Source organism: uncultured Maricaulis sp., from assembly GCF_963975345.1.
Lineage (GTDB): Bacteria > Pseudomonadota > Alphaproteobacteria > Caulobacterales > Maricaulaceae > Maricaulis.
The window spans coordinates 57,983-81,623 of the sequence record NZ_CAXBGE010000011.1 but is presented as its reverse complement, the minus strand read 5'-3'; the positions used below and the strand labels follow the sequence as shown (position 1 = coordinate 81,623).

General features: G+C 62.9%; 26 protein-coding genes. 11 read left to right on the top strand and 15 right to left on the bottom strand.

Features of this window, described 5'->3' with window-relative positions; all coding sequences use genetic code 11:
• Positions 1-6: 6 nt before the first annotated feature.
• Positions 7-1,530, bottom strand: a complete 1,524-nt coding sequence (locus tag AAC029_RS12620; protein WP_339748317.1) for a Wzz/FepE/Etk N-terminal domain-containing protein — start codon at positions 1,528-1,530, stop codon at positions 7-9.
• Between the two features lie 86 nt (positions 1,531-1,616).
• On the opposite strand from AAC029_RS12620, the gene AAC029_RS12615 reads away from it, so the two are divergent.
• Positions 1,617-2,348, top strand: coding sequence for a polysaccharide biosynthesis/export family protein (locus AAC029_RS12615; protein WP_339748315.1), 732 nt, complete (start codon positions 1,617-1,619; stop codon positions 2,346-2,348).
• A 95-nt stretch (positions 2,349-2,443) separates the two neighbouring features.
• Here the strand turns inward: AAC029_RS12615 and AAC029_RS12610 are convergent, their stop codons facing one another.
• The 3 genes from AAC029_RS12610 to AAC029_RS12600 all read right to left on the bottom strand — a co-directional run bounded on the left by AAC029_RS12610 (position 2,444) and on the right by AAC029_RS12600 (position 5,281).
• Complete coding sequence (locus AAC029_RS12610; RefSeq protein ID WP_339738797.1) at positions 2,444-2,716, bottom strand: hypothetical protein; 273 nt, start codon at positions 2,714-2,716, stop codon at positions 2,444-2,446.
• Between the two features lie 161 nt (positions 2,717-2,877).
• Complete coding sequence (locus AAC029_RS12605) at positions 2,878-4,458, bottom strand: hypothetical protein (RefSeq protein ID WP_339748313.1); 1,581 nt, start codon at positions 4,456-4,458, stop codon at positions 2,878-2,880.
• A 97-nt stretch (positions 4,459-4,555) separates the two neighbouring features.
• Positions 4,556-5,281 (bottom strand): glutathione S-transferase N-terminal domain-containing protein, encoded by a 726-nt coding sequence (locus tag AAC029_RS12600; RefSeq protein WP_339748311.1) that lies wholly within the window; start codon positions 5,279-5,281, stop codon positions 4,556-4,558.
• 173 nt (positions 5,282-5,454) lie between these two features.
• On the opposite strand from AAC029_RS12600, the gene AAC029_RS12595 reads away from it, so the two are divergent.
• Together AAC029_RS12595 and AAC029_RS12590 are read left to right on the top strand one after the other, a co-directional pair.
• Positions 5,455-6,408: a 2-oxoglutarate and iron-dependent oxygenase domain-containing protein gene (locus AAC029_RS12595; RefSeq protein ID WP_339748309.1), complete on the top strand. Its 954-nt coding sequence runs from the start codon at positions 5,455-5,457 to the stop codon at positions 6,406-6,408.
• Positions 6,409-6,462: 54 nt separating this feature from the next.
• The gene (locus AAC029_RS12590) at positions 6,463-7,500 is read left to right on the top strand and encodes a lipase family protein (RefSeq protein ID WP_339748307.1); all 1,038 of its coding nucleotides are present in this window, start codon (positions 6,463-6,465) and stop codon (positions 7,498-7,500) included.
• Here AAC029_RS12590 and AAC029_RS12585 read toward each other — a convergent pair.
• The 10 genes from AAC029_RS12585 to gatC all read right to left on the bottom strand — a co-directional run bounded on the left by AAC029_RS12585 (position 7,497) and on the right by gatC (position 14,807).
• A complete protein-coding gene (locus AAC029_RS12585; protein WP_339748305.1) occupies positions 7,497-7,970 on the bottom strand; it encodes an SRPBCC family protein in 474 nt (157 codons plus the stop codon). The two genes, AAC029_RS12590 and AAC029_RS12585, sit on opposite strands and share 4 nt — an antisense overlap.
• Entirely contained in the window at positions 7,967-8,446 is a 480-nt protein-coding gene (locus AAC029_RS12580; RefSeq protein WP_339748302.1) for an SRPBCC domain-containing protein, read from the bottom strand. The genes AAC029_RS12585 and AAC029_RS12580 overlap by 4 nt, the downstream gene beginning before the upstream one ends.
• On the bottom strand, positions 8,443-8,946 hold the full coding sequence (locus tag AAC029_RS12575; protein ID WP_339748300.1) for an SRPBCC family protein: 504 nt from the start codon (positions 8,944-8,946) through the stop codon (positions 8,443-8,445). The genes AAC029_RS12580 and AAC029_RS12575 overlap by 4 nt, the downstream gene beginning before the upstream one ends.
• Positions 8,930-9,286 (bottom strand): metalloregulator ArsR/SmtB family transcription factor, encoded by a 357-nt coding sequence (locus AAC029_RS12570; protein ID WP_339748298.1) that lies wholly within the window; start codon positions 9,284-9,286, stop codon positions 8,930-8,932. Before AAC029_RS12570 ends, AAC029_RS12575 begins: the two co-directional genes overlap by 17 nt.
• A gap of 105 nt (positions 9,287-9,391) precedes the next feature.
• The gene (locus AAC029_RS12565) at positions 9,392-10,762 is read right to left on the bottom strand and encodes a mechanosensitive ion channel domain-containing protein (RefSeq protein ID WP_339748296.1); all 1,371 of its coding nucleotides are present in this window, start codon (positions 10,760-10,762) and stop codon (positions 9,392-9,394) included.
• Positions 10,763-10,929: 167 nt separating this feature from the next.
• Positions 10,930-12,423 (bottom strand): Asp-tRNA(Asn)/Glu-tRNA(Gln) amidotransferase subunit GatB, encoded by a 1,494-nt coding sequence (gene gatB, locus AAC029_RS12560; protein WP_339748294.1) that lies wholly within the window; start codon positions 12,421-12,423, stop codon positions 10,930-10,932.
• 83 nt (positions 12,424-12,506) lie between these two features.
• Positions 12,507-12,779, bottom strand: coding sequence for a hypothetical protein (locus AAC029_RS12555; RefSeq protein ID WP_339748292.1), 273 nt, complete (start codon positions 12,777-12,779; stop codon positions 12,507-12,509).
• Positions 12,776-13,036, bottom strand: coding sequence for a hypothetical protein (locus AAC029_RS12550; protein ID WP_339748290.1), 261 nt, complete (start codon positions 13,034-13,036; stop codon positions 12,776-12,778). The genes AAC029_RS12555 and AAC029_RS12550 overlap by 4 nt, the downstream gene beginning before the upstream one ends.
• Before the next feature lie 4 nt (positions 13,037-13,040).
• A complete protein-coding gene (gatA, locus tag AAC029_RS12545; RefSeq protein ID WP_339748288.1) occupies positions 13,041-14,513 on the bottom strand; it encodes an Asp-tRNA(Asn)/Glu-tRNA(Gln) amidotransferase subunit GatA in 1,473 nt (490 codons plus the stop codon).
• Between the two features lie 6 nt (positions 14,514-14,519).
• Positions 14,520-14,807, bottom strand: a complete 288-nt coding sequence (gatC, locus tag AAC029_RS12540) for an Asp-tRNA(Asn)/Glu-tRNA(Gln) amidotransferase subunit GatC (protein ID WP_339748286.1) — start codon at positions 14,805-14,807, stop codon at positions 14,520-14,522.
• Positions 14,808-14,905: 98 nt separating this feature from the next.
• Here gatC and ruvX point away from each other — a divergent pair, with 98 nt between their 5' ends.
• The 8 genes from ruvX to dprA all read left to right on the top strand — a co-directional run bounded on the left by ruvX (position 14,906) and on the right by dprA (position 23,401).
• Positions 14,906-15,355 carry a Holliday junction resolvase RuvX gene (gene ruvX / locus AAC029_RS12535; RefSeq protein WP_339748284.1) on the top strand — a complete coding sequence of 150 codons (450 nt, stop codon included), beginning with the start codon at positions 14,906-14,908 and terminating at the stop codon, positions 15,353-15,355.
• Between the two features lie 3 nt (positions 15,356-15,358).
• Positions 15,359-16,273 carry an AEC family transporter gene (locus AAC029_RS12530; protein ID WP_339748282.1) on the top strand — a complete coding sequence of 305 codons (915 nt, stop codon included), beginning with the start codon at positions 15,359-15,361 and terminating at the stop codon, positions 16,271-16,273.
• Positions 16,274-16,420: 147 nt separating this feature from the next.
• Positions 16,421-18,220 carry a methyl-accepting chemotaxis protein gene (locus AAC029_RS12525; protein WP_339748280.1) on the top strand — a complete coding sequence of 600 codons (1,800 nt, stop codon included), beginning with the start codon at positions 16,421-16,423 and terminating at the stop codon, positions 18,218-18,220.
• Positions 18,221-18,325: 105 nt separating this feature from the next.
• Positions 18,326-19,039 carry a type 1 glutamine amidotransferase gene (locus tag AAC029_RS12520; RefSeq protein WP_339748278.1) on the top strand — a complete coding sequence of 238 codons (714 nt, stop codon included), beginning with the start codon at positions 18,326-18,328 and terminating at the stop codon, positions 19,037-19,039.
• A 272-nt stretch (positions 19,040-19,311) separates the two neighbouring features.
• Positions 19,312-20,274, top strand: a complete 963-nt coding sequence (locus AAC029_RS12515) for an aspartate carbamoyltransferase catalytic subunit (RefSeq protein ID WP_339748276.1) — start codon at positions 19,312-19,314, stop codon at positions 20,272-20,274.
• A complete protein-coding gene (locus AAC029_RS12510; RefSeq protein WP_339748274.1) occupies positions 20,271-21,548 on the top strand; it encodes a dihydroorotase in 1,278 nt (425 codons plus the stop codon). Before AAC029_RS12515 ends, AAC029_RS12510 begins: the two co-directional genes overlap by 4 nt.
• A 6-nt stretch (positions 21,549-21,554) precedes the next feature.
• Positions 21,555-22,214: a glycerol-3-phosphate 1-O-acyltransferase PlsY gene (gene plsY, locus AAC029_RS12505; RefSeq protein WP_339748272.1), complete on the top strand. Its 660-nt coding sequence runs from the start codon at positions 21,555-21,557 to the stop codon at positions 22,212-22,214.
• The gene (gene dprA / locus AAC029_RS12500; RefSeq protein WP_339748270.1) at positions 22,211-23,401 is read left to right on the top strand and encodes a DNA-processing protein DprA; all 1,191 of its coding nucleotides are present in this window, start codon (positions 22,211-22,213) and stop codon (positions 23,399-23,401) included. The genes plsY and dprA overlap by 4 nt, the downstream gene beginning before the upstream one ends.
• Here the strand turns inward: dprA and AAC029_RS12495 are convergent.
• A complete protein-coding gene (locus AAC029_RS12495; protein ID WP_339748268.1) occupies positions 23,380-23,622 on the bottom strand; it encodes a hypothetical protein in 243 nt (80 codons plus the stop codon). The two genes, dprA and AAC029_RS12495, sit on opposite strands and share 22 nt — an antisense overlap.
• Positions 23,623-23,641: the final 19 nt, after the last annotated feature.

Here is a 23,641-nt window from a genome sequence, read left to right as displayed (position 1 = left end):
CGCCGCTTACGCTGTGCGTTCGAACACCCGCGCCAGGATCGGAATATCGGGCGGCAGATCATTGGCCGCCGGCCCGGCTTGGGCTGTCGCAGCCCCGTCAATCGGTTGCATCTGGCGTGCCGGCGCGGGCATGGCACGTACACCGATATAGACGCGCCAATATCCGCGCATCAGCCCGGAGAACAGGGCAATACCACCGGCCATTACAAAGGCGGCGATCAGGCCCAGCTTTTTCATCGATTTGGCCTGCAAGGGCGGCGTGGCGCGATCGATCAGGCGCACGGCATCGGCACCGCCCAAGGTCGAGGAACGGCGCGCCGAAGCGGTGGCTTCTTGACCAGCGACGATGGCGGCGGCCTGTTCTGCCGCGACGACATTTTGTTCCAGTCGGGTGAATTCCGGCTCGAGTTGGCGCAAGCGCGCCGCCGCATCGCGATTGACCCGCAATTGCTGCTGCAGGGTTGCGAGCAGTGAGGACTCCGCCTGAGCATTGGCTTCGCGGGTCGCCAGATCAGTTTCCAGCGATTGACGCACCGGATTGGGACCGGTTCGGCTCTGGCCGCGCCCGTCGGCCGTACCGCTGGCCAGGAAGGTCTCGATGGCCGCGATCTCGCGATCAATCGCGACAACGGCGGGCGCGCCGGCCTGATAGCGCGATAACAGCCGCGCCCGTTCCGACTGGCGATCCAGCAGGACCCCGTCTATGCCATTCTCGACATAAAGCTCGATATTCTCCGGCACGCTACGCAGCCGGTCGCGAATCGCGGCGGCCCCGGCGCGCGCGGACTCGAGGTTGGCGCTGGAGGTATTGACCCGATCGGTCAGATCACCGACCAGCGTGTCCGTCGTTTGTTGTTCGACCTCGAAATTCGACAGGTCATGTTGCAACAGGAAATCATCACGTGCCGCCTGGGCTGCCTGCACAGATTCATTGGCCTGGTTGCGCCGGACCGTTAGCCCGGCGACACCGGTTTCGATCAGCACTTCCTCGCGATAAGCCAGATAGGCGTCGATGATTGCGTTCAACACCAGTGCGGAGCGGGTTGCCGAACTGGCCGAATAACTCGCATCGATGGCGGAGGAGTTGGGCTCCCGCGCCAGTGAAAAGGAATTCGACAGGGTTTTCAGCGCCGCAGTGTCAGCATCCCCAAGCACCACTTCACCGAGGATCTGTTCCGGCCCGAGCGCATCGAGCGTGCGGCGCAACACCGTGGCCGAACTGAGCAATTGGCTCTCCGACTGCATGACCTGCGCAAGAATGAAGGCATCGCCGGAACCGGCGGTGGCTGGCGTCGGATTATCGCCCTGCAGAATCATCAGCGTTGAATGTGCCTGATAGGTCGGCTTCAGCATGGTGAGCGAAGCGGCGACCCCGAGGGCGAACAGAACTGCAAACACCAGGGCGATGAAACCCTTCTCCGACCATGCCAGGGCAATGACATCGAACAGGTCGAGATCGCCGCGCGTGCCCGAGCCAAGGCCGGTCGCCGGGGCCTCATTCGGGCCGCTTGTGTGATGATCGCGAGTCATGACTCCATAAGGGCCTCGCTGCGCTTAATTTTTTCTTATCCAAACGGGTCTGAAATCACTCATTGAGCGAATCCGAGGGATTATTCATGCGTGCGATCAGTCTGGGCCTGTGCCTTGCGGCTTCATTCGGGCTTGGCGCCTGTGCCAGCCATGCACCGACGCCGAGTGCCGAAGCGGCGCAGTGGGGCGGCCAACATTTCCTCGCTTGGCAGGATACTGACCCGGATTATCGCTTCTTTCCCGGTGACAGCGTCGATGTGACCGTCCATTCGGCCCCGGAATTGTCGACCACAGCAGAAATCGGCCCCGACGGACGTATCAATCTGCCGCTGCTGGCCAATGTCATGGTCGCCAACAAGACCGATTACGAGATCGCCACCGTCATCGCCGATGCCTATGCGCAAAATGTGCTGGTCTCGCCGATTGTGGAAGTGCGCCGTGCGACGCTTGGGCCGCAGAACATCATTGTCGGTGGAGCGGTCAATTCACCGGGCCTGATCGCTTTACCCAGCCCGATCGGGGCGCTGGAAGCAGTGATGCTGGCGGGTGGTTTCATGGATACGGCAGCGCGGGGTGAAGTCACCATATTGCGGCGGGCACCAGGCGGCGGATTGATGAGCCGCACCGTCAATCTGCGCGATGCCCTGCGCGGGCGCGACGGTGCCGACGCGCTGCAGCTGCGCCGCAATGACATCGTCTTCGTACCCCGTTCGACGGTGGCCGAGATCAATGTCTTCATCGAGCAATATGTGAATTCGATCCTGCCGCTCGACCAGGCGATGTCTTACGCCATCGCGAACGCGATCAACAAACGATAGCCATCGAAACACCTGCCGGCAGCAATCGCGCGGCCAGTCCCAGACGCAACGGATTACAAATCCGCAGCGTCTGGACAGGAGGGTGCGGTGATCAGCTAGTGGCGGGTGGAGAGCCATTCGCGAGCGGCACGCTGCGCGCTGGCGACTTCCATCGTCGACATCTGGTCAGAGATTTCCTGGCGATAGTATTTCGCCGGCTCGGACCCCATCAGGGCCGCGAGATTGAACCATTTGTGGGCTTCGACATAGTCGACTTCGCCGCCCTGGCCCGTTGAGTACAGAATACCCAGCTTGCACAGATCTTCGCCTGTCGGGTCGCTGGTAACGGCTTCATGCACTTGCGCAGTTTCAACGTCGGTAAACGCCATGATCATTCCCCTGTAACACCGGCGGATGCGATCCTTATGGATCTGTCATCCGCGCCACCATCCTGTCCGAATGCCTTCCGAACGAGACCGATCCTGCGCAAAGAGAATTGCTTTAAGGTTAAGAGAGTTCAGGAAAAATATGCCATAAGCCTTTAAATCAGTTAGCTTTTCCTACCAAGGAATAAACGCGACAACCGCGCGTCCAGCGCTGTCAGGCGACTCGCCCGCCTCACCAGAGGCGATGTCGCCAGCCGAACCAGAGTCAAAAACAGGACAATCGCCGTCGAAAGTAGTCCAGCCCAGGCCAAATTGACCGATCGAGCCGTCGGGCGGTGGGCTTCTGCGCTTGAATCGAGCAGGTGAAACACACCCTCACCGAGCGCCAGGTGCAGCGCCAGAAGACGGTCGCCGGCCGTGTTTGAGATACGCACGAGATAATCGGCTTGGTTAAGCTCACTGATTGCCGAGACGACGCGGATCGCTGTCATCGCCGACGATGTGCGGCGAATGCGCGCCAGATCGTCGAGCAGACGCGACAGCGCGGCGGTATCGCTACCGGAACGGTGTTCGATCTGGCCGGCCAGTGGACGCTGCGCCTGGCCCGGAGCGGAAAAGGCGAAATCTGGCGCCAGCGCCGCGCGCTGCAGGGCAGCGGAAATCTCGTCTGGTGGCAGGACGGTCTCGACCCAGCCGCGCAATTGCGCCTCCAGCTCCGGCTGAACCCGTCCGGATTCGCGCGCCGCCTGCAACACCTGCGCCCCGTCATGGATAACACTGGTAGGCAGATTGAGATCGACGACACCGGCTTCCAGCGCCGCCAAGGCATAGCGTACCGGGTCAAAGCTCTGCGGCGGCACAATGCCGGTCTCACAGCCCTTCATTTGTGGCTCACGGGCGCAGGCCTGCATATAGAGCTGACGCACACCGCCATACAAACGCGTATCGCCGCCCTCACCGACAACAAGGCCGGGCACCATGGTCAATTCGAACTGGCCGCTGAGCCGGCCGCTGAAGAAAGCATTGGCGCTGTGCTCGGCAATCGACCAGTGGAATTGCGCCGCCGCCTGACGCGTCAGTATCTCGGGCGGTGCGAACACCAATTGCGGTGGATCGAGCTGCCGCGCGGCGTCGTTGGCGATCAGTTCACGATAGCCCTGCGCCAACCGGTCATCGCGTACCCAGGGCGGGGCGGCGCTCAGGCGAGCGTTCAAGACAGCCGGCCCGGCTGGGCCAGCGAGATGTTGTAACGCCAGCCGATCGCGGCCGATCAGATCGGGACCAATCACCGCCCAAGCGCGGAAGCGGTCGAGATCGGCGCGCCGGCGTGCATCGCCGTCGAGTGCCTGCGACATCTGACCGACCCAGTAATCACGCGCCTCAACCCCGTCAGGGACAGAGGCCGCCAGGGCCGACTGGATGCGGGCCTCGAGACCGGGTTCGGTGCGGGTCATCGCGGCGATGCCGCCGCGCTCAATCACGACGTGAGCGCCGAACCAGACCGTCACCAGCAGCGAAGCAATCAACCAAACCGGTCTGAAACCCTTGAGGATCGCGCGCCAGAGAAGCCATGCGGTGACGCCGATCGGCGACGCCTCCCAAGGCGAACAGGTATCCGCGCGGCAGGCATCAGTGGCGAGCAAACGCGCAGCCTCAGCCCCCGTCAATCCGCCGGGGCGCCGTGGTGCGAGTTCCGGTGTACCGGCTGGATCGCCAGATTGTGCTGCGCCCGGGGCGTCAGCCATGGGCTTGCCCCCTTTTTGTCCCGCCCTAGCATCGAATGCCAGGCGGGCGGAGGCAAGCTCTTACGCGTGCAAGGCGAATCCGCGCGCCGTCTCAGCCTCAGGCACGGGCCTTCTGGCCGAACAGCTGAGCGCGCGCCTGCTTGCCCGCCTCGCTGTCTTCGTCGAGCGCACGGCGTGATTCCTGGTAGAGGGCTCGGCCAGTCTTGACCGCAGGCCGTGCCCCGACGCGCTCCATCCAGGCGGACAGGCGTGGGAAATCACCAAGGTCCTGGCCCTGGCCTTCCGGCAGGATCCACGGCCAGATCGCCATATCGGCGATGGAATATTCGCCGGCGATATAGTCGCGCCCGTCAGACAAGGCCCGTTCCAGCACGCCATAGAGCCGGTTGACCTCATTGGTATAGCGCGTCTTGCCGTATTCCAGCTTGCTCTCATCGGGCTCGATTGCCTTGGCATAGCTGCGGAAATGATGCGCCTGACCGGCCATTGGGCCGAGCCCGCCCATCTGCCAGAACAGCCATTGCTCGACTTCGGCGCGGGCGCGCGGGTCGGCGGGATAGAATTGGCCGGACTTGCGCCCGAGATATTGCAGGATCGCCCCGCTCTCGAACACCGAGATCGGCTGGCCATCCGGTCCATCGGGATCGATGATGGCGGGCATGCGGTTATTGGGGCTGATCTTGAGGAAGGCCGGCTCGAACTGTTCACCGGCACCGATATTCACCGGCTTGAGATCATAGGCCAAGCCCATTTCCTCAAGTGCGATGGAGATTTTCCAGCCATTCGGAGTCGGCCAGTAATAGAGTTCGATCGGTGCGGGCATAATGGGTCTCCGTCAGAATGATTTGCAGGACTTCCCTGTGGTTTGAACATGGTGCGGAAGCCGGGGCTTACAAGAACAGCTGCGATCACAGCCGCGTCATTAACCTCAGACAGCTTGGCAGGCAGGCCGCAAACCCTTATCCCCGTCGCCACACCAGAACAGGTCCAAGCCCGATGTCAGCCAGCGATAGCCTTTCCCGCTTCACCCCCGTCTCGATGGCCCGCCAGGCCAGCGACCCGCAAGGTTTCGCCACCGAGCTGGGACGCAGCTTCCGGGAATTCGGTTTTGCTGCGATCTCCGATCACGGTCTCGACCAGACCCATATCGATCGCGCCTATGCCAAGGCGGCGGAATTCTTCGCCCTGCCCGAGGCTGTAAAACAGCAATACTTCATCCCCGGCGGCGGCGGCGCGCGCGGCTACACGCCCTTCGGCAAGGAGATCGCCAAGGACGCCAAGCATGTCGATCTGAAAGAATTCTGGCATGTCGGCCGCGATCTGCCGCCTGGTCATCGCTACGAGACCGACATGGCGCCCAATCTCGTGCCCGCCGAAATCTCCGATTGGAAAGATATCGTCCACGGTCTCTATCAGGATTTCGACGCACTCGGCCGGCGCGTGCTGAGCGCCATCGCGCTCGATCTCGGCCTCGCCGCTGACTTCTTCGACGACACGGTCAGGGACGGCAATTCGGTGATGCGCCTCTTGCATTACCCGCCTGTCGCTGGCGATCCGGGCGGCTCGATCCGCGCCGAAGCGCATGGCGATATCAATACCATCACCTTGCTGCTCGGCGCTGAGGAGCCCGGACTGCAGGTCAGGACGCGCTCGGGAGAGTGGATCGACATGAATCCGCCTGCCGGCTGCCTGGTGGTGAATATGGGCGATATGCTGGCGCGCTCGACCAATGACCTCCTGCCCTCGACCCAGCACCGTGTCATCAACCCGGTGGGCGCGCGTACCGGGCATTCGCGCTATTCCATGCCCTTCTTCCTGCACTACCGGCCCGACTATATGATCGAGACCCTGCCCGGCTGCGCCACGGCCGAGCATCCCGATCAATACCCCGAAGCCATGCGTGCCAATGATTACCTCAATCAGCGCCTGCGCGAGATCGGCCTGCTCTAGCCGCGCGCCGACAACCACCTCCCGTCCTCATGACACCCCGAGTTTGTCCTTGCCATGCCGCCTTCCGACAGCCCGATCCTCGATGACATCAAGAGTGCCGCGAGCGAGTTGATTGATCCGGTCATCGACGCACTGAACGACAATCCCTGGCCGCGCCGACTGATCCATGCCTGCAATGCCGCCTATCTGATCGAGGATCGCCGTCTCGCCTCGGGCCTGCCCCTGCTGGACGAGGCCGGTCTGCAAAAGGGCACACGGCCGCTGGTCTTCGTCAGCGGCCTTCATGATGTGCATGCCGGCTTTGTCTGCCGCACGGATGATGGCGGCCTGCTGGTGACGTTTCGCGGCACCTTGCCGCCGCAGGACATGATTTTCTGGCGCTGGGCCACGGACTGGCTGCACGACGCCCAGACGGTACCGATGCCTTGGACAGTCGGCGAGCGTGAGTATGGCCAGGTTGCCAGCGCATTTGGAATTGCGGTCTCCAGCCTGGCAACCGATCTGCTCGAAACCCTGGAAACGCTCAATGCCGGATCGGCGAGCGCCATTCGCGTCACCGGTCACTCCAAGGGCGGGGCGATGGCCTGCTTGGGCGCTACCCTGATCCGGGCACAATATCCCGACCGCCACATCGAGGTGTGCAGTTTTGCCGCGCCGATGACGGCCGACCAGGATTTCATCGATTGTTACAATGAAGACGGGCTGCTGGCGCGCACGGCGCGTTTTCAGAACGCGCTTGATCCGGTTCCCTACCTGCCCGGCGGTCCGCAAGTCCGAGAGCGGGTCGATGGTGATGCGCGGCTCGATGACGCGAAAAAACTGATGCTGGTCGAGGACGCGATCAAGGCCCTGCCCGCCTGGCCCTATCGCCAGTTCGGACACCTGCATTTCATGCACGAGGAAGACGGTCGTATCCAGCACGATGAGGAAGCGGAGAACGCGGCTTGGGACGCGATCATCGAGGCCATCGTCAAAATGCGCTTCCGCGAAATGATCGACGCCCATAGCGGTGCCCAGCGCTATCTGACCAGCCTGTGCCCGGACGAGGGTGCAGAGACCGAGGCCGCCCTCGAACAAATCAAGCCGGCCTAGCTGGAGCCAGAGACCCGCAGCAATTCCTTGCCGAGCCGGCCCAGCATCCAGGCACAACCGCCCTCACGTTCCGCCACCCCGTCATAACCGTCCAGAAAAGCGCCCTGCTCGGCATAGGTCACACGCGTGCCAGCGCCATCGGCCTCGAAGGTGACTGTGGTCAGCGAGACCGAAATCGGCACGCCGCCGAGCGTCATCCGGTAGGAGAAGACCAGGCGGGCATTGACAATAATGTCGTGGATCCTGGTGTCGTTGGTAAAGCGCCGGCCATCCGGCGCGATGCCCGAAGCGGTTTCGTGACCGCCGACGCGGAAATCCAGCGCGTAATCAATCTCGCCAAACCTGTCGACATTGGCAAACCAGCGATATTTCGCCGCTGGGTCGGACCAGGCAGCAAATACGGCCTGCGGCGTGAAATCAAAACAGCGATCGATGGAGAAGCCGCCATGGATGATCTTGCGTTCGCTCATGCCCGGCCTCCTGCGCCCGCTTCGTTCACCCAGATCTGCAAATTATCCAGCGCCGCCGTCCAGCCGAGGCGGTAATTTGATCCCATGCCCTCAATGTCGAGCGAGACCAGCTGCAGGGTGACCGTCAGGGTACTTCCCTCGCCCTCAGCGACAATCTCGACCGAGATCAGAGCTGCAGCCATCCGCTCATCGCCGCGCGACACGCTTTCAGCAAATATGATGCGGCGGTCCTCGACGATGTCGTGATAGCAAACCTCGGCAGCAAAGACCGGCATGTCCGGCTCGACACAGCGCACGACGTCACAGCCACCGAGACGAAAATCGGCTGCGTCATAGACGATCTCCACCGCCGCCGAAGGCGCGCTCCACACTGTACGCGCGGCCGGGTCAGCCCAGGCGCGGAACACCACCGCTGGCGGCGCCGCCATCTGGCGCGTCAGCGTGAAGCTCTCATGGCTGGCCGGCGCGGCGCTCATTGTGCCCCCGCCTTCAGCGAGTCGGTGAACTCGGCCAGCTGCGCCATGCAGATCGCCCAGCCCTCCTGGAAACCCATATCCTCATGACGTTTGCGCCCATCCTCGTCGGGATGCATCACGTGAGCGCTGTAACGCGTGCCCTTGCCCTCGGCGGCAAAGCTGAAGACGGCGGTGAAGGGAATCGGTCCGATCAGGGGCCGAAAACCCGGTCCCATCTGATTGGTCGAAACGATGCGGCGCAGCGGTGAAATCTCGAGGAAGCATCCGGTATAAGGAAATAGCTCGCCATCGGGCGATTGCATCACGGTCTTGAAGATCCCGCCCGGAGACAGATCCATCTCGACCTCTGGCGTCGTCCAGGGCCGCGGCGTCCACCATTGTTTGAGATGCTCCGGGGTCGTCCAAGCCGTCCAGACCAGCTCGACGGGCGCATCAATGAAACGGTTCAGGGTCAGATCAGTGGCCGGATCAAAGCCGGCGGGTTCAGGGGCGGCCGTCATTCGGCTCTCCTTTCGCTTGAAGGTCCTTGAGACAATCATCGAGCCGGTCGAACCGGCCTTCCCACAGGGCGCGCTGGCTGGCGAGCCAGTCCTGGGCCCGTTGCAATTGCGCCGGTTCGATCCGACAGGTGCGCACCCGCCCCTGTTTGGACGAGCGGATCAGCCCGCCGGTCTCGAGCACACGCAAATGCTGCATCAGGGACGGCATCGCCATATCGAAGGGCTCCGCCAGTTCAGAAACCGAAGCTGGCCCCTGGATGAGGCGCGCAATCACCGCCCGGCGGGTCGGATCAGCCAAGGCGCGGAATGTGTTGTCGAGATCGGCGGAATAGTTAGGCATATGGCTATGTAAATAGCCGCGACTAATTGCGTCAAGCAAAAACTTATGCTTTTACCTAAGTGAATGGAGCGCCCTTTCTCCAGCGGAGAGGGAAAGCGACCTTGCCTATTCAGGCGCGGAAAGCTGTTCCGCAGGCGCAGTGCGCGGCAACTGCTTCACATGCACGTCCAGCTGCGGGAAGGGGAATTCGATGCCATGGACCTTGAACGCCTTCCACAGCGAGACATAGACCCCGCTGCGAACACTCGAGAGCCCGTTCTCCGGATCGGTGATCCAGAATCGCAGATCGAAATCGATCGAACTGTCGCCATAGGCCATCAGATTACAGACCGGCGTCTTGTCGGCCAGCACGCGGTCTGCACCCAGCGCCGCCTCGATCGCGATCTGCTGGACATGTTCAACATCGTCGACACCATAGGACACGCCGAACGGCGCATGCACGCGCACGGCACGGTCGGATTTCGACCAGTTGATGACGCCCTCGACGATGAAGCGCTCATTCGGGATCAGCATTTCGGTGCCGTCCCGAGTGCGGATCGAGACATAGCGGGACTGCATCTCGGTGACCCAGCCAAACGTGCCGTCAATCTCGAGCGCATCGCCGGGCTTGATCGACTTATCGGCGAGCAGGGTGAAACCGGCGGCGAAATTGGCGACCGTCTTTTGCAAACCCAGACCGACACCGATACCGACAGCACCGGAGAAGATCGCCAGCGTCGCGATATTGAATCCGGTCAATTGCAGCGCGATCAGCAGGGCTGCGACCGGCAGGATAAAGCCGAGCACCTTGGCGATCAACGCGCGGAAGGCGGGCGTCAACTCCTCGGCCTTCTCCAGCTGGGAATTGACCGCGCGCCCGGCCAGCGAAGCCAGCCAGAACAGGGCCGCGAAATAGATCACGGTGCGCAGGATATCGAACAGGCTGAGATCGACCGGCGCACCGTCCGCCGTCTGCCCCAGCGGGATGGCCAGCGCCTGGAGCTGGACCACGACATCATCAAGCAGGCCGAACACGTCGAGCGCCGCGATCGGCCAGATCACGTAGAACGCCACATTCGACCAGAATTTGGAGCGGATGATCAGCGTCACGGCCCGGATCACCAGCCAGGCGGTCATCAGGCTCATTGCCGCATCGATCAACGCATGGGGCCGATCCAGACTGCCCAGCACGACGCGAACGGTCGCCAGCACCATCAACAGGGCCAGCGGTGTGGCCAGCGCGAGCGCCGCCGACAGCAGCCGCCGCGCCAGCCCGGTGCGAATTCGCGAAGCTGTATGGTGCTCAATCAACCGCTGCAGACGCGGTCCGAACATCAGCGCCGGAATGATCGCCGCCGCGATCAACCCGATCTGCAGCGCGATCGTGAGATCGAGCATGGCCTGAACAAACCAGTGCCAGATCGCCAGCAGATGGTTCTGCACCACGTCGATCGGGACGATATCCTCCAGCGCGGAATTATCCTGTGTCTGCATCATGAGTGCTGTTTCCGAGGCTCGCTCACAGAGCGATAGCATTATTGCGGGGGTGGGTGCCAGCTAAAGGGCTAAAGGGGACAGGTATAATTAACGCGGCGTTTCGGCGGGCCCATTCTGGCGGACCGTCCGCGATGTGTTAATTATACCTGTCCCCTTTAGCGCGTCCCCTACCCCAGCAGCTTCTTCGCCAAAATCTCATTCACGGCTTGCGGATTGGCCTTGCCCTGCATCGCCTTCATCACTTGGCCGACGAACCAGCCCATCGTCTTGGGCTTCTCGCGCACCTGGGCAGCTTGGTCGGGATTGTCGGCGATGAGCTGGTCAATCACGGCTTCGATGGCGCCGGTATCGGTGACCTGTTTCATGCCGCGGCTCTCGACGATGGCGGCCGGATCACCGCCCTCATCCCAGAGGATCTCAAACACATCCTTGGCGATCTTGCCGGAGATGGTGTCGTCAGAGATCAGCGCGATCAACTGGCCCAATTGGGTGGCCGAGACCGGGCTCTCGGTGATGGAGAGGCCTTCCTTGTTGAGGCGGCCGAACAGCTCATTATTGACCCAGCTGGTAGCCAGCTTGGCATCGCGGCCTGCGGCGACGGCCTCGAAATAGTCGGCGCGATCCTTGTCGGAGACGAGGACGGAGGCGTCGTAATCGGACAGGCCGAGGTCATGGACCAGGCGCTGGCGCTTCTCATCGGGCAATTCGGGCAGATTGTTCTTGATCTCATCAACCCATGTCTGCTGCAGCTCGAGTGGCAGCAGGTCGGGATCGGGGAAGTAGCGGTAGTCGTGTGCTTCTTCCTTCGAGCGCATCGAGCGGGTCTCGCCTGTGACACTGTCGAACAGGCGCGTTTGCTGCTGCACCGTGCCGCCATCCTCGATCAGGTCGACCTGGCGCTGGGCTTCAAACTCGATCGCCTGGCGGATGAAGCGCAGGGAATTGACGTTCTTGATCTCGCAACGCGTGCCGAGATGGCTGAAATCATCGGTTTCGCGGAACTTGTCATAGCCGCCGGGGCGGCAGACCGAGACATTGACGTCGGCGCGCAGCTGACCCTTTTCCATATCGCCGCCACACGTGCCCAGATAGCGCAGGATGGAGCGCAGTTTGGAGACATAGGCCGAGGCCTCTTCGGGCGTGCGGATATGCGGCTTGGAGACGATCTCCATCAGCGCGACGCCGGAGCGGTTCAAATCGACATAGGTCGAGTTCGGGTCGAGATCATGGATCGACTTGCCGGCATCCTGCTCCAGATGCAGGCGCTCAATCCCGACCGTGAAGCGCGAACCATCATCGCGTTCGCATTCCAGCTCGCCCTCACCGACGATGGGAAATTGGAATTGCGAGATCTGATAGCCCTGCGGCAGATCGGGGTAGAAGTAATTCTTGCGGTCGAAGCGCGAGAAGAGGTGGATCTCAGCATTCAGCCCCAACCCGGTTTTCACCGCCTGTTCGACCACGGCATGATTGATCACCGGCAACATGCCCGGCATCGCCGCATCGACCAGGGAGACCTGGGTATTGGGATCGGCGCCGAATTGGGTCGACGCGCCGGAAAACAGTTTCGAGTTGGAAACGACCTGGGCATGCACTTCAAGCCCCATCACGACTTCCCAGTCGCCGGTGGAGCCGGTGATGTGATAGGTGGATTCACTCATGTCGATCTCACTTCTTCCAACTCGTCGCAGATGCGCCTCACGACGTCATCCAGATTATCGCCCACATCCATAATCCGGATGCGCTATTCGTCGTCTTCGTCATCATAGGGCAGCGGGGGGATGCCCGCCGCTTCATTCGCCATCGCTGTCTTGGCGATCCGCCAAGAGAGCGCCGCGAGAATGCCGAAGATCAGGATCGCCACGCCGATGGCGAGCAGAATGATCTCCACCACCAACGGCAGGCCCAGCTCCAGCTTGCCCGACACCAGTGCCGCACCGACAAGGCAGACCAGCACGCCGGCATAGATCGCCGGGCGGATCAGCTTGACGGCTGCGGGGACCGGCGCTTCGCTCATGGCTTCGGCTTGCCCGGCGTCAGCGCGGCAATTCCAAGCCGGATGGCGAGGAAGGCCAGGCCCAGCCCGATCGGCAGCAGTGCCACGGTCCACAGGCTCGGCATGGTGCCGGCAAACATCGCGCCGATCTGGGTGCCCGAGGAATACACCATCGGCAGACCGAACAGGGCGCTCACCAGGGCGATCACACCGATCGTGATGCGATCCATGGCGCTTTTCGTCTTCGGGGCTGGCGCGTCGGGGGTTGGCTCGCTCATCGCCCTACCACCACTTCGCCGGCTTGGCCGTAAGGCCCGCCGAATCCTCGAGCGCCGAGCCCACCGTGAACATGGTCTCCTCGTCGAGCGCCTTGGTGATGATCTGCAGCCCCAGCGGCAGGCCATCCTTGTCGAGCCCGGCGGGCACGGACATGGCGGGCACACCGGCCAGATTGGCGGTCACGGTGAAGACGTCATTGAGATACATCGCGATCGGATCATTCGACTTGGACCCCAGCGGGAAAGCCGCCGACGGCGCCGAAGGCGTCAGGATCGCATCGACCCTTTCGAAAGCCTGGTCGAAATCCTGCAGAATGCGTGTGCGCACTTTCTGGGCCCGCAAATAATAGGCGTCGTAATAGCCGGCCGAGAGCACATAGGTGCCGATCATGATGCGGCGCTGGACCTCGGTGCCGAAACCGGCGGCGCGGGTCTTCTCATAGGTCTCGGTCAGGTCCTTGCCTTCGATGCGATTGCCATAACGCATGCCGTCATAGCGGGCGAGGTTGGAGGAGGCTTCCGCCGGCGCGACAATGTAATAGGCCGGCAGGGCGTATTTGGTGTGCGGCAGCGAGATATCGACGATCTCGCAGCCAGCGGCTTTCAGCCATTCAATGCCTTGCTGCCAGACCTTCTCGATTTCGTCGGGCATGCCATCGACGCGATATTCCTTCGGCACGCCGATGCGCAACCCTTTGACCGAACGGCCACAAGCAGCGACGAAATCGGGCACGTCATTCGGCAGCGAGGTCGAATCCTTGGGATCATGGCCCGACATCGCCTGCAACAGCATGGCGCCATCCTTGACCGTCTTGGCAAACGGGCCGGGGTGATCGAGCGAGGAGGCAAAGGCAATCGCGCCCCAGCGCGAGGTGCGGCCATACGTGCCCTTCACGCCCACCGTGCCGGTAAAGGAAGCCGGCTGGCGGATTGAACCGCCGGTATCGGTGCCATTGGCGCCAAAGCAAAGATCAGCGGCAACCGCGGCGGCCGAACCGCCCGACGAGCCGCCCGGCGTCAGGGTCTCGCCCTTGGCGCCCTTCCAGGGATTGCTGACCGGGCCGGTATTGGAGGTCTCGTTCGACGAGCCCATCGCAAACTCGTCCATCGAGGTCTTGCACAGGAAGACGCCGCCATTATCCCACCAGGAGCGGGTCACCGAGCTCTCATAGGGCGGTTTGAAACCCTTGAGGATATTCGAGGAGGCCGTCGTCGAGACGCCTTCAACCGCGAACAGATCCTTGACCGCCAAAGGCGCGCCTTCCAGCAGCCCGCCCTCGCCACGCGCCAGACGCTCGTCGGAGGCTTTCGCCATCGCCAGCGTCTTGGCTTCGTCAAAGGCGGTGAAAGCATTCAGCGCGCCCTGGGCTGATTGGGCGGCGGCGAGTGCTTCCTTGGCCAATTCGGTGGCGGAAACATCGCGCGCCCGCAACTTGGCGGTGACGTCTGCAAGGGAGAGTTTGAGAAGATCGCTCATCACTATCTATTCCACGCTCTTGGGCACAACGAAAAATCCGTCTTCGCTGCTGGGCGCATTGGCCAGCACCTTGTCGCGGACACCGCCATCATTGACGACGTCATCGCGCTGCGGCAGCGGGAATTTGACCGGCGTCGTCATCGCCTCGACGCCTTCGATATCGACCTCGTCGAGCTGTTTGATCCAGTCGAGTATCCCGTTCAACTCGCCGACCAGCGTGTCGATACGGTCTTTCGGTTCGGCAAGGCGTGCCAGCCGGGCAATGCGGCGCACATCATCTGCGGTGACGGACATAAATCAGCTCCGGACAATCAATGCCGACTGAGTAGCAACACGCCTTCGCAGGTGCAAGAAAGCTTGACGGCGAAAGTGTCACAGAGCATTTCGACGGCATGGCGCTGATCGACCTTCCAGACCTGCCACAAGGCCCGCTCCTGGCGCTCGATCCGGGCTCCAAGACGATTGGCGTCGCGGCCTGCGGTGCGACGCGCGGCCTCGCCACGCCGGTGGAAACGATCCAGCGCACCAAATTCACGCATGACGCAGCGCGCATCTTCAAGCTCTATGACGAGCGCAAGGCCGTCGGCCTGGTGATCGGCCTGCCTTATAACATGGACGGCAGTGAAGGCGCACGGGCCCAGTCCTCGCGGGCTTTGGCGCGCAATCTCTTAGGGTTGCGCGATATCCCGATCATCTTCCAAGATGAACGCCTTTCGACCTTCGAGGCCACAGAAGCGCTGATCGCCGCCGGCATGCGCCGCGAGCGCCGCAAGGAAGTGATCGACGCACACGCGGCGGCGAATATATTGCGCAGCGTGCTCGACCGGCTGGAGCATATTTGATCGATGGATGTGGTCCTCACTTCCCTGTTTCCGATCTTTGGCGTCATTGCCGTCGGCTGGGCCCTGCGCCGCACCGGCCTTCTGCCCGACAATAGCTGGGGCCCCGTTTCGCGCTTGGCCTATCTGGGCCTGTCCCCGCCGCTTCTATTCACCGCCATTTCCCGCGCCGACCTCTCGGCGATCACGCTCGGGCCCTTCCTCGGTGCGGCCGTGCTCGGTTTCATGGCGATGGCCGTCATCATGCTCGCGATCAAACCGCTGCTGCGCGTGCCCGACCCGACCTATACCAGCGTTTTCCAGGCGGTGTGCCGCTGGAATGGTCTGCTAATCCTGGCGCTCGGCATTGCCCTGTTCGGTGATCAGGGCGAGATCCTGGTGGCGCTGGTGATGGTGGTCTCGATCCCACTGGTGAATATGGAGTGCGTTGCCGCCCTGGCGGTGTGGGGCGAAGGCGCTTCGCCCAAACTCGGCTCGATTGCCTATCGCATGGTCACCAATCCGCTGATCATCGGCTCGGTTGCCGGAGGCATCGTCAATGTCGCCCATATCCCGGTGCCGGTGCCGATCGCCGACACCATGTCGCTGCTCGGCCAAGCGGCGCTGCCGCTGATCCTGCTCTCGGTCGGTGCGGGCCTCAGCTTCACCACCATGCGCGCCCGGCCACGCCTGCTCGCCCTGTCTGTGTTTCTTAAACTGATGGTTGGCCCGGTGGTCTTCTACGGCATCGGCCGCGCGATGGGGCTGGAGGGCATCCCCTTGACCATCCTGCTGCTGACCGGCTCCTCGCCCGGCGCCGGCTCGGCCTATGTCCTGGCCCAGCAAATGGGCGGCGACGCGCCCTATTCCGCCGGCGACATCACCGCTTCGACCCTGTTCTGCTTCATCACCATTCCGTTCTGGCTCTGGCTGTTGGGGTAAAGCCTGAAAGGTCGCATGACCCTGGCAGGGCGGCGCCCGGAAACCCGTCACCACCCATACTATTATAGCGTGCATAATATATTATTATTAACCAGAGGGCAATCAGTTGAGGCGTTTCATCCTACTACACAACCTCAGGAGAGAACCGTGCCGAAGCTCACCTCCCGCCAGACCATGCTCGCCGCCTTCCTTTTATTGGGCTTGATTTCTGCCATCATCGGTACGTTCGGGTATTTTGGAACCGCTAGTTTAGCGAATATTTTCAAGAGCTACCGAGACGCCGCACACGCCAGCCTCGGGGTCAATGCGGTGGTGATCGATCTCGGCGCGACCGCACTCGCCGAATCCCGCTGGCGCGCGGTCGGCTCGACAGAGCGGGCCGCCGATTTCGAGGCCGCCGTTGAACACCTCATCGTCGATCTGGAGAGCTCCGAACTCGCAACAAGCGGCGAACTGACTCAGGATTACCGCAACGCGTTCAGGGCTGCCGTTCAACAACTTGAAATCCGCAATGCGTCGATGAACAGCCTCACCGCAGCGGAACAGGCCGCCCGGCAAGCCATGGCAGAAGTCATCGCCGTCGCCCGCGCCGCCGGCGATACGGAAACCGCACTCTACGCCACCACGATCGACCAGGATATCCTGCTCACCCGAATCGATGCCGACCGCTTCCTCGGCGTGACCGACAGTTCGGCGGCAGACCGCGTACGCCAGGACGTCGAAGAGACCCGAGCGGCTTTCGCCGAACTCACGGCTCACACCATCGATCCCCAGCTATTGGCCCGCATTCGAACAGCGCAGCAGAATTATACGCGTTTCGAACAGAGCTTCGGCGCTGCCGCCGATGCCGTAGAGGCCCGTAACGGCTATCTCGACCGGATCGATGCCATCGGAGAAGAGATCGCCGACGATGCCGCCACACGGCGCGCCGAAACGGTTGATCGTCAAGACACGCTCGGGCCGCAATCGGAGCGCGACGCCAGCCGCGCCGAATGGACGATTTTCATCGTCAGTGCGCTTGGAACAGCGGCCGCAATCGCGATGGGCTTCTACTTTGCGGCCCGTATCAGCGCCGCAGAACAGCAAGCCCGGCAGGACCGGCGCGATGCCACAGGCCAAGTTGCCGACATGTTTGAACAATCGGTCGGCGCTGTGATTGAGGCGCTCGCCGCCGCTTCAAGCGCCCTGCAAGGCAATGCCCGAGAACTCACCGGCGTCGTCGAAGCCACCGGCGCGCGATCTTCGTCGGTCGCCGCAGCGGCGGAACAGGCAAGCGCAGGCGTCGGATCCATCGCCGCAGCGACGGAGGAATTGACCGCTTCAATTCTGGAGGTCGCAAACCAGGTTTCGGCCTCGGCCGATGCGGCGCGTTCGTCGAGCAAGCATGCCGACGAGAGTTCCCGTAATCTCGACCGGCTGACCGATGCCATCAACGGCGTCGATACGATCGTCCAGTCGATCAGCGGCGTCGCCGAGCAGACCAATCTGCTCGCCCTCAACGCCACAATCGAAGCCGCCCGGGCCGGAGAAGCCGGCAAGGGATTTGCTGTGGTGGCGAGCGAAGTGAAGAAACTCGCAGAACGGACCCAGGCCCTCACCGAGCAGATCGGCAATCATTTGCAAAAGATCGGCGGCACCGCCAATGACGCCATCGCATCGACCCGCGAGATTATTTCCCGCATTGCCGAGATCGACCAGACCTCTAATGCGCTGGCGAGCGCTGTCGAGGAACAGACCGCCGCCACTTCCGAGATCTCGGCGGCGGCCCAGCAGGCGGCGGCTGGTGCCCGGTCAGTCTCCGACGATATTGACGCGGTCCAGACCTCGGCAGCGGAATCGGCCTCGGTCGCTGAAACCGTCGGCACGGCAGCATCAACGTTGAAGCAGCACTCCGACAAGCTGCAGGCCGAAGTGAGCCAATTCCTCAATACGGTCCGCGCCGCATAACCGCCCCCAACGGATCGGCCCTATTTAGCGCGAGCAAATCAGTCTTGCTCCCCCACAGCACCGCGCTAAATAGGGCTGTCCACTTGCCCACGCCATGAGTCGCCGATGCGCCTGACCCTGATTCAGATCGACGAAACCAGTTCGCGCCTGCGCAGCCAATTCGAACGCTATCCGCCGCAATTCCAGTCTCTGTTCGCCGCAGCCGGTGCCGATATCGAGTGGCAGACCGTGCTGGTGCTCGATGGCGATCCCTTCCCCGATCCGGCCACGCTGGATGGCATCGTCATCACCGGGTCGAAATACGGCGTCTATGACAGCCCCGTCTGGATCGAACCGCTGCGCGAGTTCATCCGCGCCGCCTATGCCGCCAAAACGCCGATGCTCGCCGTCTGTTTCGGTCACCAGATCCTCGCCGATGCGCTCGGCGGCGATGTCCGCCTCGCCCCCAATGGCTGGCAATTAGGCCGCCAGATCTATCGCTTCACCGACGACCGCCCGGCCTGTTTCGACGATTTGCCCGAGACAATCGCCCTGCTCGCCAGCCATCAGGACCAGGTCATCTCACCGCCCACCTGCGCCACCACCTTCCTCGCCGCGCCCGGCTGCCCCCATGCCGGCCTGGTCTACGACAATGGCGCTGCCATCAGCTTGCAGCCCCACCCCGAATTCGACCGCGACTACGCCACCGCCCTGGTCGGCCTGCACCGCGGCAACCCGCTCAGCGCCGACGAAGTCGCCGCCCTGGTGCGCCGCATCGACGGCCCGCTCGATGATCTGCCAGTAGCGAAAGCGCTGGCGGCATGCCTGGGCGGGCGGTGAGGCCCTTCCGTTTTCTCCCCAACAATCAAAAACTTGTCATCCCGGACGGATGCCCCGCGAATGCGGGGCGCAGATCCGGGACCTACCCGAATCTCCAGTTGGAATAGTGGGTAGGTCCCGGCCCTGCGCCCGGACAAAGTCCGGGCGTCCGGCCGGAACGACAACGCGTTGGGGGAATTTAGGATAGGGCCCGCCTCCCCCCTTGCCACCACGCCCCCCGCCGCCTATACCGCGCCGACCCCTTCAACGGGTCGCTTTAAGCGGGAGGCGGGATGAGCCGCGCGGAATTTTCCTACGACTTTCCTCACCGTCACCTGCTTTCGGTGGCTGACCTCAACCCCGTTGATATTGCGATCATTTTTGAGCGCGCCGAACACTTCCTCAAGCGCAACCGGACGTCGGACAAATCGTCGGACGAGCTGCGTGGGCTGACGGTGCTCAACCTCTTCTTCGAAGCGTCGACGCGGACTCAAGGCAGTTTCGAGATGGCGGGCAAGCGGCTGGGCGCCGATGTCGTCAATTTCGCGATGGCCCACTCCTCGACCTCGAAGGGCGAGAGCCTGTCGGATACGGCGCGGACTTTGGCGGCGATGCGGCCGGATATTCTCGTGGTGCGCCATCCGGCGACCGGGGCACCGAAATTCCTCGCCGAGGCGACCGGGCTGTCGGTGATCAATGCCGGCGACGGCATGCATGAACACCCGACCCAGGCCCTTCTCGACAGCTTCACCCTGGCCCAGCGTTGGGGCTCGGTTGGCGGACGGCGGATCCTGATCGTCGGCGATATCCTGCATTCCCGCGTCGCGCGCTCGAATATCGGCCTCTTGAATATTCTCGGTGCAGAGATCCGCCTGTGTGCGCCGCCGACCCTGTTGCCGACCGATGTCGATCAATGGGGCGTCGAGGTGTTCCATGATCTCGACGAGGCCCTGATCGGCTGTGATGCGGTGATGGCGCTGCGGCAGCAAAAAGAGCGCATGACCGGCGGTTTCGTGCCGTCGGAACGTGAATTCTTCCACCTGTTCGGGCTGACGCATGAACGGCTTGAGGTCGCCTCGCCCGACGTGCTGGTCCTGCATCCGGGGCCGATGAATCGCGGCGTCGAAATCCATACCCGCCTCGCCGATGACCCCGAGATCAGCCTCATCCTCGACCAGGTCGAAAGCGGCGTTGCGATCCGGATGGCGATGCTGGAGCTGATCGGCACCAATATCCGCAAGGGATATGGATCATGATGTTTGCCATCATCAATGCGCGCTTGGTCGATCCGGCCAGTGATTATGACGGGCCTGGCGGCGTCGTGGTCGAGGACGGCATCATCATCGAAGCCGGGCCGGATATCGATATCGATGCCTGCGACGAGATCATTGACGCACGCGGCCGCATCCTCGCCCCGGCGCTGATCGATCTGCGTGCAGCCAAGGAGCCCGGCCTCACCCCCGATGGCGAGACCCTGGCCTCGCTCGCCGCCGGTGCCGCGCGCGGCGGTGTCGGCACACTGATGCTGGCCCCCAATACACGTATACCCAATGACAGCCCCGACAGTCTTGCATCGCTGGTGCGCTCCTTCGGCGATCACGGCGTGCGCTTCCTCGCTGCCGGTGCGGCGACGGTCGGTCTGGCGGGCGAGCAGATGGCCGAGATCGGGCTGCTGGCGCGCTGCGGTGCGGTGATGGTTGGCAATGGCGACCGACCGATCGGCGACAGCCGCATATTGCGCCGCGTGCTGAGCTATTCCAGCCAGTTCGATTTCTGGCTCGCCTCGCGCCCCGCCGATGCCGAGCTGTCCATCGGCACGGTGGCGCTGGAAAGCGACTGGTCGGCGCGGATGGGCCTGCCCTCCGAGCCCGCCATCTCCGAGCGCATCGCGATTGAGCGCGATGCCAGCTTGGCCGAACTCTCCGGCGGTAAATTGCTGATAGATCGACTTTCAACGGAGGCCGGGCTTGACGCGCTGCGCCATGTCCGCAGCCGAGATATCGAAATCGCGGCGACAGTCGCCGTCGCGCATTTGACGCTCAACGAGACCGATGCCGGCGATCTCGATAGTGCCTTCCGGATGGATCCGCCGCTGCGTTCGGAAATGGATCGCCGCGCCTTGATCGAAGCCGTCATCAATGGCGAGATCAATGCCGTCGTCTCCGATCACCGCCCCACGCCCTTCGACGACAAGGGCGAGCCCTTCGCGCTGGCGATTGCCGGCAGCCTCAGCGTCGAGACCCTGCTCGGGGCCATGCTCGGCCTCGTACATGACGACCAGCTGGAGCTGATCGATGCCCTGCGCGTCTTGACCAGCGGCCCCGCCGACCTGCTTGGCCTGCCCCAGGGCCGCATCGCTGCCGGGGCTCCAGCCGATCTGATCCTGGTCGATGGCGATATCCCCTGGGTGGTCGATGCCGACGCCCTCGCCTCGCCGCGCGCCAATTGCGCCTGGTCAGGACGACGTTTCCAGGGCCGGGTCTTGCAAACCTTCGTCGCTGGCGTAATGTTGCACAACCATGACGGGTAAAGCGATATGACCGGTGAGATGATCATGAATGCGGGCCTCTATATCTTTGCGGCCTTTGACGGCTATCTGCTCGGCTCTATCCCGTTCGGCCTGGTGATCACGAAAATGGCCGGGCTCGGCGATATCCGCGCCATCGGCTCGGGCAATATCGGCGCCACCAATGTGTTGCGCACCGGCCGCAAGGATCTGGCGCTGGCAACCTTGCTGCTCGATGCCGGCAAGGCCGGATTCGCTGCGGCGCTCTTTGGGCATTATTTCGGCACCACAGCTGGCCTGGTCGCTGGCGCCGCCGCTTTCGCCGGCCATTGCTTTCCGGTCTGGCTCAAATTCAAGGGCGGCAAGGGCATGGCGACTTTCGTCGGCACGGTGCTGGTCGTCGCCTGGCCGGTCGGGCTGGCCGTGATCGCCACCTGGCTGATCACGTTTGCGATCTTCCGCATGTCCTCGCTCGGCGCCCTCGTCGCGGCACTGGCGGCACCGATCGCAGCACTTGTCCTCGGGCGCGTCGATGTCGCGATCATGACCGGGCTTCTGGCCGTGCTGATCTATTGGCTGCATCGGGCGAATATCGAACGGATACTGAACGGCAAGGAACCGCGTGTCGGGCGAAAGACCAGCGGTAACTCAACGACAGCTGAAAGCGGGGCAGATTCGGAGGGCCAGTGAGGCCGGAAGAACTCAGTTATAGCGAGCGATGTGACTGGTTGCGCCTGGCAAGAACGCCGCGCATCGGCCCGGTCGGTTTTGCCAAATTGCTCGCCCGTTTCGGCAGCGCCGAAGCCGCCATCGACGCCCTGCCCGGCCTTGCCAGGACACGCGGATCGTCCCGCCCCAACATCCCTCCACGCAGTGCCGCCGAAGCCGAACTCGACGCCATTGACCGCGCCGGCGTGCGTCTTCTCGCCCGCTGCGAAGTCGATTATCCCCACACCCTCGCCTGTATCCCCGCACCGCCGCCACTTATCCTCGTCAAAGGTCGGCTCGAACTGGCCGCCCAGCCTTGCTGTGCCATGGTTGGAGCGCGCAATGCCTCGGCCGCCGGCCTGCGCTTTTGCCGCGAATTGGCCCATGGTCTGGGCTCAGCCGGCGTCGTGATTGTCTCCGGACTGGCGCGCGGCATTGATGGCGCCGCCCATGCCGGAGCGCTGGAGACCGGCACCATCGCCGTCCTCGCGGGCGGTCTGGATTACATATATCCACCAGAGCATTACGAGCTGCACCACGCCATCGCCAGGCAGGGGTTGCTGGTCTCCGAAGTACCGCTCGGCACCCTGCCGACGGCGCGTGATTTTCCGCGCCGCAATCGGCTGATCTCCGGCCTGTCGCTCGGAGTGTTAGTGGTTGAAGCGGCGTTGAAATCCGGCTCGCTCATCACCGCCCGCTTCGCCGCCGAACAGGGCCGCGACGTGATGGCCGTGCCCGGTTCACCGCTCGATCCGCGTGCGAGGGGCGGCAATCAATTGCTGCGCGACGGGGCGCATCTGATTGAAAGCGTTGAAGATGTTTTGGCGATATTGGAAAACACCCCAGCGATCCAACCCGAAGCGCCCCGGCCCGGCCTTGCAGGCAGCGGCCTCAAGGATGAGGCCGATGCCTTCGATTTCGACGCTCTTGAGCCCGATGCCAGCGAGTTCGAACAGGCCGAGTTTGAACAGGTCGAACCCACGCCACCAGCCGCTACAGCGGACCGGGTCAAAGCGCTGTTATCCCCCACCCCGATCTCTGCTGACGAATTGGCCCGCCAGGCCGCTATCCCCGTCGGCCAGATTCGAGCGATACTGTTGGAACTGGAAATGGAGGGAAAAATTGATGTCCTGCCGGGCGGGCTGCTTCAGATGTCGAATTCGTCCTGATCCAACGCCGAGCCTTCCAGCTCGACCATCAGCGCCGCGACTTCGATCAGGCTGCTGCACCGTCCCAGACCGGCGCGAAACGCCCGCTCACTCATTTCCCGCAGATCGAGCGCCAGCGTTTGCGTGTTGGCGTCGGGCGTTGTGTCCGCCCGTGATCGCTTGCCGAACAGATCGCGTGCAACAGACCGGCCTCTGACGGCCATGTCGGTCGAATGTTTCATCGCCCCAACCTCCGAAGAC

Excerpts from the sequence above, each read along its gene's own strand:
- AAC029_RS12520 (WP_339748278.1), top strand. The coding sequence starts at position 18,326 with ATGCGCCTGACCCTGATTCAGATCGACGAAACCAGTTCGCGCCTGCGC.
- AAC029_RS12515 (WP_339748276.1), top strand. The coding sequence starts at position 19,312 with ATGAGCCGCGCGGAATTTTCCTACGACTTTCCTCACCGTCACCTGCTT.
- AAC029_RS12620 (WP_339748317.1), bottom strand. The coding sequence starts at position 1,530 with ATGACTCGCGATCATCACACAAGCGGCCCGAATGAGGCCCCGGCGACC.
- AAC029_RS12570 (WP_339748298.1), bottom strand. The coding sequence starts at position 9,286 with ATGCCTAACTATTCCGCCGATCTCGACAACACATTCCGCGCCTTGGCT.
- AAC029_RS12615 (WP_339748315.1), top strand. The coding sequence starts at position 1,617 with ATGCGTGCGATCAGTCTGGGCCTGTGCCTTGCGGCTTCATTCGGGCTT.
- AAC029_RS12510 (WP_339748274.1), top strand. The coding sequence starts at position 20,271 with ATGATGTTTGCCATCATCAATGCGCGCTTGGTCGATCCGGCCAGTGAT.
- AAC029_RS12580 (WP_339748302.1), bottom strand. The coding sequence starts at position 8,446 with ATGAGCGCCGCGCCGGCCAGCCATGAGAGCTTCACGCTGACGCGCCAG.
- AAC029_RS12530 (WP_339748282.1), top strand. The coding sequence starts at position 15,359 with ATGGATGTGGTCCTCACTTCCCTGTTTCCGATCTTTGGCGTCATTGCC.
- AAC029_RS12610 (WP_339738797.1), bottom strand. The coding sequence starts at position 2,716 with ATGGCGTTTACCGACGTTGAAACTGCGCAAGTGCATGAAGCCGTTACC.
- AAC029_RS12590 (WP_339748307.1), top strand. The coding sequence starts at position 6,463 with ATGCCGCCTTCCGACAGCCCGATCCTCGATGACATCAAGAGTGCCGCG.
- AAC029_RS12555 (WP_339748292.1), bottom strand. The coding sequence starts at position 12,779 with ATGAGCGAAGCGCCGGTCCCCGCAGCCGTCAAGCTGATCCGCCCGGCG.
- AAC029_RS12595 (WP_339748309.1), top strand. The coding sequence starts at position 5,455 with ATGTCAGCCAGCGATAGCCTTTCCCGCTTCACCCCCGTCTCGATGGCC.
- AAC029_RS12565 (WP_339748296.1), bottom strand. The coding sequence starts at position 10,762 with ATGATGCAGACACAGGATAATTCCGCGCTGGAGGATATCGTCCCGATC.
- AAC029_RS12600 (WP_339748311.1), bottom strand. The coding sequence starts at position 5,281 with ATGCCCGCACCGATCGAACTCTATTACTGGCCGACTCCGAATGGCTGG.
- AAC029_RS12585 (WP_339748305.1), bottom strand. The coding sequence starts at position 7,970 with ATGAGCGAACGCAAGATCATCCATGGCGGCTTCTCCATCGATCGCTGT.
- AAC029_RS12495 (WP_339748268.1), bottom strand. The coding sequence starts at position 23,622 with ATGAAACATTCGACCGACATGGCCGTCAGAGGCCGGTCTGTTGCACGC.
- AAC029_RS12575 (WP_339748300.1), bottom strand. The coding sequence starts at position 8,946 with ATGACGGCCGCCCCTGAACCCGCCGGCTTTGATCCGGCCACTGATCTG.
- AAC029_RS12550 (WP_339748290.1), bottom strand. The coding sequence starts at position 13,036 with ATGAGCGAGCCAACCCCCGACGCGCCAGCCCCGAAGACGAAAAGCGCC.
- ruvX (WP_339748284.1), top strand. The coding sequence starts at position 14,906 with ATGGCGCTGATCGACCTTCCAGACCTGCCACAAGGCCCGCTCCTGGCG.
- gatC (WP_339748286.1), bottom strand. The coding sequence starts at position 14,807 with ATGTCCGTCACCGCAGATGATGTGCGCCGCATTGCCCGGCTGGCACGC.
- gatB (WP_339748294.1), bottom strand. The coding sequence starts at position 12,423 with ATGAGTGAATCCACCTATCACATCACCGGCTCCACCGGCGACTGGGAA.
- AAC029_RS12605 (WP_339748313.1), bottom strand. The coding sequence starts at position 4,458 with ATGGCTGACGCCCCGGGCGCAGCACAATCTGGCGATCCAGCCGGTACA.
- plsY (WP_339748272.1), top strand. The coding sequence starts at position 21,555 with ATGACCGGTGAGATGATCATGAATGCGGGCCTCTATATCTTTGCGGCC.
- gatA (WP_339748288.1), bottom strand. The coding sequence starts at position 14,513 with ATGAGCGATCTTCTCAAACTCTCCCTTGCAGACGTCACCGCCAAGTTG.